Annotated in this window: 4 protein-coding genes and 1 pseudogene; all 5 read right to left on the reverse strand. The window is 67.7% G+C overall.

Translation table 11 applies throughout. The features are described 5' to 3' along the window. A pseudogene (locus Q0S16_RS16080) lies at positions 1 to 881 on the reverse strand (flagellar hook-length control protein FliK); the annotation flags it as partial. Between the two features lie 56 nt (positions 882 to 937). Beyond that, positions 938 to 1,720, reverse strand: coding sequence for an ATP12 family protein (locus tag Q0S16_RS16085; protein WP_295850002.1), 783 nt, complete (start codon positions 1,718 to 1,720; stop codon positions 938 to 940). Between the two features lie 63 nt (positions 1,721 to 1,783). Continuing rightward, complete coding sequence (locus tag Q0S16_RS16090) at positions 1,784 to 2,155, reverse strand: hypothetical protein (protein WP_295850003.1); 372 nt, start codon at positions 2,153 to 2,155, stop codon at positions 1,784 to 1,786. Further along, positions 2,142 to 2,801 carry a 5,6-dimethylbenzimidazole synthase gene (gene bluB / locus Q0S16_RS16095; RefSeq protein WP_295850004.1) on the reverse strand — a complete coding sequence of 220 codons (660 nt, stop codon included), beginning with the start codon at positions 2,799 to 2,801 and terminating at the stop codon, positions 2,142 to 2,144. The genes Q0S16_RS16090 and bluB overlap by 14 nt, the downstream gene beginning before the upstream one ends. Before the next feature lie 13 nt (positions 2,802 to 2,814). Further along, positions 2,815 to 3,194 (reverse strand): pseudouridine synthase (locus tag Q0S16_RS16100; protein ID WP_295850005.1); only part of this gene is annotated, 380 nt, incomplete at its 5' end.

Raw genomic sequence — 3,194 nt, forward strand, 5'->3', positions numbered from 1 at the left:
CTGCTGAAGTCGACGAAATCTTCCACGGCGAACAGCCCGGCCTGTTGCAACAGATCGTCCTGCGCCAGCAATTGCGGCATCGCGGAGGGTACGAGTGCAGGCGTCGTTCCGGCTGGCAGGCTGGCCACCACGACCGGCTGCGCGCCGACCTGAACCGGCACCGGCTGCGCATCACCGGCCGTCGCGGGCGTCGCCGGAAGCGATGCGGTCAGCACCTGGCGCAGCACGATCAGCGCCGCTTTCATGTCCGGCATGGCGCCCGGCGCCGGCAGCTTTCCCGCGGCCAGCGCGGCTTCGAGAAACAGGCCGGAATTCTGGAACGCGCTTTTGATCTCCCCCCCGGTGAGCTGCGCATCGAGCGGTGGCCGCCGCGCCAGCAATTGCGCCACCGCCTGCTGCAGTTTGGGCGGCAGATTATCGAGCGCGGCCGCGGCGCCAAGATTGGCGAACAGCGTCGACAGACCGGCCTGCTGCGTGGCCGCGATCTGCGCGGCGGTCGAGACCGCGACGGTTTCCTGCGGCGTCAACACATTCGATGTCGGCAATGCCGTCGCCAGGCTGAGCGGCGCATCCGGCACCAGACTTGCCAGATCCGGCAAAGCGGTGCCGGCTGCGGACAGCGCGGCGCCTTGCGGCGTCAGCAACGCCAGCCGAACCCCGTCGGAGGTCTGCGACACCGCGAGCTGCAGCGTCTGACCGGCCTGCAGCGGGACCTGCGACTGCACGTCGATCGCCTGCCCGCCGACCGAGATCCGCACCTGATTGTCCGGCAGGATTTTCAGCACGCGCGCGGCGATCACACTGCCCGGCTGGAACGGGACATCGCCGGCGACGCCTCGCGCCGCGAGCACCGGCAGGATCGGATTGATGGCCATCGGCATGTTGAGATCACCGGACAATGATCCGGCAAGCCTAGCGGCGCGGCGTTAACTTGTTCTTAACCGACCGGCACGAGCGCCTTCAGCACGCTCGCGGCGGCGCGGTAATCGACCAGCTTGGCGGCGCGTCGAACCGCCACTTCCTCGTCGATACCCCAATGCTCGATGTTCCAGTCCTCGTCGACATGGGCCGCGGCCCAGACCTGATCGGCGTCGAGATGGCCGCGCAGCAGCGCCACCGCCAGCAGTGCCGAGCCGGTGATCGTGGTCACCAGATGCAGCGCCGCCAGCGTCCAGGGATCGCGCGGCAAGGTCGCCCGCGCGGCCGCCAGCGCCGCCTCCGGCTGCGCCACATGGATGATGCCTTCGGCGAGGATGAAATGCGCGCCAAAATTATCCGCGGCCCAGAACAAGATGGGATCCCAGGCCTCGGCTTCGCGCGCCACCAGCGGCTCCGGATGGCCGGCGCGGTAGAACAACAAATCGGTCCCGAAATATTTGCCGATGTCGTCGGCCACCGCCTGCGCATTGTCGCCGACGGCGTCGATCACGCTGTTGGCGAGACGCGTCAGCGGCATGGTCATCGGGTTGATGAAATCCTGCTGCGCCTCCCATTCGGCCACGACCGCCTCGGCGATGGCGCGCGCGGGAACGGTCAGAGACTGACGCGACGGCGTACGCACCATTTTGTCATCGAGCGTGATGGCGAAACCGTCGCCGGCCTCGGCAAAGCCGGCGCGCGTATAGAATCGCTTGCGCCGCGGCCCGCGCATGGACTTGCGCACCGCCTCTTCCGGATCGAAGCCGCCCTGCCCGTAGACTTCGTCAAACAATTCACGCATCGCGCATTTTCGTCCTGTTGATCGGCCGCAACCTAGCCCAAGGGCTAGGTCAGGCAAAGGCCATCAGCGGTTGGCGCAGGCGCGCGAATAGGCGGCACGATTGCCGGAGTCGAGACCGGCCGCCGCGCCATCCGCCAGGCAGTCGGTGATGCGGTCGCCGAATGAACGCCGTGCCGGCACATTCGGCTGCGTCGGCATGGCGTCGAGTCTCGGCACCACCGGAATCGCCATGCTGGGCGGCGGCGGCGCGGGGGGCGGTGGTGGCGTCAGGATGGCACCACCGGGCGGCAGGAGGGTCTGCGCGACGGCCGCCGTTGCCGTGAGCAGAACGACGAGCGCAAGGATGGCGGGAAGCTGTGAGACTGGTTTGAACACCGACTTGATGTCGTTGTGATCGCACGCGATCTCAAGCCCCATCGGGTCATCGCCGGACAATGTGATCGCCCAGTCGCTGCCGCACTTCCCAGCCGGCGCGCTCCAGTTCCGGACTGTCCGAATCGAGCGAGGGATAGCCGAGGCAGAAATAGCCGATCAGCCGCCAGCCGGCGGGCACATCGAGCGCGGCCGTGATTCCAGCCGGCTCGAGGATCGAGACCCAGCCGACGCCGATGCCTTCGGCGCGCGCCGCCAGCCACAGCGTCGAGATCGCCGCGACCACCGAATAATCGGCCATTTCCGGCATCGTGCGACGGCCGAGGCCATGGCCGATGTCGGTGGCGTGGTCGGAAAATACCGCGAGGTGGCACGGGGCCTCGCGCAGCCCGGCCAGTTTCAGCGTGGCGTAGCGCTCGGCCTGTTCGCCCGAATAGGCGCCCAGCGCCTCGGCATTGCAGGCGGTAAAATTCTCCAGCACGGCGGCGCGGCGCGCGGGATCATCGACGATGACGAAGCGCCATGGCTGGCTCAGCCCCACCGAGGGCGCCAGACAGGCCACCTCGATCAGCCGTTCCAGCATGCCGTCCGGCAGCGCATCGGTTCGAAAGCGCCGGATATCGCGCCGCCACACGAACAGATCGTGCAGCCGCGCGCGGAATCCGGCGTCGAAATCCGGCGAGGCCACCACTGCAGCGCGCCCGGTCATCGCCCGCCCGCCCCTAGTCTTCAGGCGCGTTCTCGATCGGGTCGAAGCGGTCAGCCTCGAGCCCGAGCAGGTTCCACGACTGCAGCATGTGCGGCGGCAGCGGCGCGGTGGCATCGATCACGCCACCACGCGGATGCGGGATCACGATGCGACGCGCCAGCAGATGCAGCTTCTTCTGGATGCCGCCCGGCAACTGCCAGTTTTCCTTGTTGAAATATTTCGGGTCGCCAACGATGGCGTGGTCGATATGCGCCATATGCGCGCGCAGCTGATGGGTGCGCCCGGTCACCGGCTTCAGCGACACCCAGGCCAGTTTTTGCGCGGAGGTTTCGACCACCGCGTAATAAGTGACGGCATGGCTGGCGCCCTCGTCGCCATGCTGGGCGACGCGCA

It is taken from the genome of Tardiphaga sp. (assembly GCF_025356345.1).
Taxonomy (GTDB): domain Bacteria; phylum Pseudomonadota; class Alphaproteobacteria; order Rhizobiales; family Xanthobacteraceae; genus Tardiphaga.